Origin of the sequence: Psittacicella gerlachiana, from assembly GCF_003585965.1 — a bacterium.
In the GTDB taxonomy this organism is placed as follows: Bacteria; Pseudomonadota; Gammaproteobacteria; order Enterobacterales; family Psittacicellaceae; genus Psittacicella; species Psittacicella gerlachiana.
Genome location: NZ_NRJF01000069.1, coordinates 1 through 4,128 on the forward strand (window position 1 = coordinate 1; position 4,128 = coordinate 4,128).

Annotated in this window: 3 protein-coding genes; 1 reads left to right on the forward strand and 2 read right to left on the reverse strand. The window is 34.4% G+C overall.

The features are described from left to right. The first annotated feature begins 324 nt into the window (after positions 1–324). Positions 325–1,962 carry a tannase/feruloyl esterase family alpha/beta hydrolase gene (locus tag CKF59_RS02885; RefSeq protein ID WP_119534483.1) on the forward strand — a complete coding sequence of 546 codons (1,638 nt, stop codon included), beginning with the start codon at positions 325–327 and terminating at the stop codon, positions 1,960–1,962. 488 nt (positions 1,963–2,450) lie between these two features. Here the strand turns inward: CKF59_RS02885 and CKF59_RS02890 are convergent, their stop codons facing one another. Both CKF59_RS02890 and CKF59_RS02895 read right to left on the reverse strand, forming a co-directional pair. Next, positions 2,451–2,906 carry a hypothetical protein gene (locus CKF59_RS02890; RefSeq protein WP_119534484.1) on the reverse strand — a complete coding sequence of 152 codons (456 nt, stop codon included), beginning with the start codon at positions 2,904–2,906 and terminating at the stop codon, positions 2,451–2,453. A 160-nt stretch (positions 2,907–3,066) separates the two neighbouring features. Then, on the reverse strand, positions 3,067–3,396 hold the full coding sequence (locus CKF59_RS02895) for a hypothetical protein (protein ID WP_119534485.1): 330 nt from the start codon (positions 3,394–3,396) through the stop codon (positions 3,067–3,069). Between the last annotated feature and the right edge of the window lie 732 nt (positions 3,397–4,128).

Below are 4,128 nucleotides of genomic sequence, written 5' to 3' on the forward strand. Positions count from 1 at the left end.
ATAATACTCAGCTTTAACTTTATCTTATCTCCATATAAATTTTAAACTTATAGTCTTTTATTATTTCCTTTATACTATTTTATTCTTCTAAAAATTAGTATCATTCATCCTAATGTATATAACTATTGATAGTTATCATATCCCTTAAATCTTAAACAAAACTTTATTCATCACTTACATTATCCATCCCCCCCCCTATTATCTCTTTGATTATTAATACTTATAACTTTTATTTATCTCTGTTATAACCTAAAGCTCTTTCACCTCTCTCAGCCTTTGTTATATACTAAACCTCACCTCTCAATCTCAATAAGAGTAAACCATATGCTTAAACCTTTTCGTTCTCTTATATATACCAGTCTCGCAACTAGTCTTGCTTTCTTAGGCTTTGCCAATAGTAGTTTCGCCTCTAAGAATCAGGCTACTACCAAGAGTTTTAATTTAGAAGCTTGTCAAAATATTAATGCTTTAAATCTTGGCGACAATGTAAAAATTACACAAGTAAGCATTAATCAAACCGGAAAAATCCCAGCCGATCCTATGTCAGCTTTTACAGGAGGTTCTCCGGTAGATTTAGAAACAGCTCCTCATTGTGTAATTAGAGGTATTATTGACGAACGTGTTGGAGCTGATAGCAAACCTTATGGTACGCAATTTGAATTAAGATTACCAAGTAATTGGAATCAGGCTTTCTTATTCCAAGGAGGCGGTGGAGTTGATGGCTTTGTTGCACCAGCAGTAGGTAGTGTTCCTATTAATACTGCCAAAGCTGTACCCGCTCTTAGTCGTGGCTATGCGGTAGTATCTATGGATGGAGGACATCCAAATCCTACACCTGAATTTGGTTTAGATCAGCAAGCAAGATTAGATTTTGCCTACCAAGCTATAGGCAAAGTGGTAACTATTGCCAAACAAATTGTTACCTCTACTTATGGACAAAAACCTACCTATAGTTTCTTTATGGGATGTTCTAATGGTGGACGTGAAGCCATGATTGCAGCTCAACGTTACCCTACCGAGTTTAACGGTGTTATTGCCGTAAACGCAGGTTTCCGTTTATCACGAGCTAATGTTGCCCAACAATGGGATTATCAACAATTTATGCAAGCAGCTCCTCGTAACGCCCAAGGAGAAAAAATCCTCGCTAATGCTCTTACCCAAGAAGATTTAGATAAGGTACAACAAGTAATCTTAAAACAATGCGATGCTCGAGATGGCTTAAGTGATGGAATTATCAATGCTTGGGAATCTTGTAAAATCGACCCTAACACCTTACCTTTAAGTGCAGAAAAAATCCAAGCTCTCACTGCAGTAATGAATGGTGCGGTTAATAGTAAAGGAGAGCAAATTTATGCGGGATGGTATTGGGATAGTGGCATTAATCAACCTGATTGGCGAAGATGGAAACTAGGCACATCGCAAATCGGTAAGCCTAATTCTCTTGGAGTAAGTCTCGGTTCAGGATCTCTAGTTTACTACTTTATGACTCCGTCTCAACCTAACTTTGATTTAGAAAAATTTGATTTTGATCGTGATACCCCATTGGTATATCAGACAGGAGCAATCAATGATGCTATAAGTACCGATCTTTCAACTTTCTTTGCTAATGACGGCAAACTTATTGTTGTAACCGGAGCTTCTGATCCAGTGTTCTCGGCAAAAGATCAAGTAGAATGGTATCAGCAGATGCTTGCTGATACAGCCAAAGGTAAAGATCAAAGTCGTCTCTTTGTTCTCCCTGGTATGAATCACTGTGGTGGTGGGAATGGTTTAGATGATGTTGATCCCCTTTCTGCTTTAGAAAGATGGAATCAAACCAAGGTTGCTCCAGAACAAATCCTAGCACGTGGAACACAACATCCTAGTAAAGAAATGCCAGTTTGTGCTTATCCACAAGTAGCAACCTATGTCGGAGGCGATCCTAAGGTCGCAACTAGTTATAGTTGTAAGGTATTACCATAAAAAAACTTAACTAAGACCTAATTTTTATGGTAAAATGTCGACTGTAGATATTTATACATTTTTTGTATACTATTCTAACGATGTGTAATATGCAGAAAGGATTCTTGTTACGTACAAGAATCCTTTTTTTATTTTGCTCTTTGCTCACTCAATAACTGGGATAAACGGTAAATATGATGACCTCCAAAAGTTAGAATAATTTTCTTCTCGCAAAAAAACTAAATAGTTACAGTTATTAATGTTATTAATATTTGGCATAAATTTACTCTTCACTTTAATATTCATCAATCTCAATGCTCAGAATTTAGTATAAACGCAACAACCGCTCTGAAATCAGAGCGGTTGTTAGTTAAGTTATTTCTATCGTTTAATTAAGTTAATTTTATTAATTTGGTTGATTTTATTGATTTTGTTGCTTGTTTTACTTTTGTTAATTTATTTGCTTGCGTTTGTTGTTCTTAAACTTCTTCTATAGTTACTATTATTCCCTAATAAGGTCGAGTATCCGGTTTAAGATAAGTTCTAATGTAATCTTGTCCAAACAAACTATTACGTAAATCATAGATTGCCGGATTAGCTTCTTTTACTTGAGCTTGGGTAACTCTACCCTCAACTTGTAAATCTTCTAAGATTGCATTGATCTGTTTTGCGGTCACGTCTATAGAAGTAAACACCTTAACGCCATTCTCAAGCACATAGCTATTGATTAATTTACCATAAGCATTAGTAGTGATAGTAACCGTATTATCAGCATAAAGCTTACCTGATACCACAAGATTTACTTGATTTAATACCGCTTGAGCTTTGACATTTTGTTGAGCTAGTTGTTGTGTACTTGGAATTCTATCAGTTGCTTCTAAATCAGCAGCTCGAACTAATTGAATATTACCTAAGCATACAGTTGCACCAAGTAACACCGTAGTGAGAAAAGATTTAATTTGCATAAATCTCCTTAAGACCTAAGTCTAGTTTTTAAAGATGATATTTAAGAAAAACCTCTCGTCTTTCTTCACTTATATTATACTCGATTTTAGGATTTTATGCTTAAATTTCAAAAGTTTTTATAAGAAAAAACGCTAGAGATTTCCATCTAGCGTTTTTAGTTTAACCATTGAGTTTTTGTACTAAAGTCTCGATATTTGCACGGCTCACATCCGCACTAGCGTAAACTGTAGTATTGTTACCTAAGTCCACTTGTTGAGTAATCGCTTGTGATTTACGTGAGGTGATCACAATTGTACGCTTACCATCTTTTTGGTAAAGTTTAGCGACTAAAATATTGCCATTTACATTTAGCATAGCACTATTTACGGCTTCGCCATTTGCTTGAGCAATTTGAGCTACCGTAGGAAGATTATTAGCCCAAGCAACTTGAGGAGCACTAAAACTTAGGGCTACAAAAACTGCAATTAAAAGAGATTTTAACTTGCTCATGTTCTACCTCAGATTTTATATCAAATGAAGATCTACTTAGAGGATTACTTCTATTATAACCTGCTTTGTTGTAATAAAAGCCTCTACTTTTTACTTTAAGTAGAGGCATACAACTTAACTTACAATTATTAATTTACTACAATTACAAGGCAATTTTTATTTAATTTGCCAACTGTTGTGGAAAGATCCAAGATCCTTCTCTCTTGGAGTTTAAAACTTAAGAAAAGAACAAAGCTAATACAAAATAAAGTCTCTTTTCCTCTGCTCTTAAACTCCAAGACAGAAAAATCTTTAAACAGCTAAGTTATAAAGAAAAAAGTAGCAGACTTTCCAGTCCACTACTCACCTGTACTTATGTTAAATTTGCTTTTATATTTGTTCTGCATCGACCTAAACTCTTGGTTTAGTTCTTTTGACAAATATTTCCAACTTTATAAATATCACTCTCTATTTTTATTTTTTTAGTATTAGGACTCTACTAAAAATCAAGACTTTAGAACAAGAACTAACTTAAATATGGGGGTACTTAGGTTATATGTTCATAAAGTTTTAGTACTTAAAGTCTTGTCTATGATTAGGGGTTATAAATTAGTAAATGATTAGTTAACTCTGATTTATAGTCTAAGCATAGACAAGAGTTTAAGCAAAGAGTACTTTGCAAGTAGTGAGAAAATATAGTCTAGGTTGAGGCTTACTCAACCGAGACTAAACAATTATAAATATATATATTTA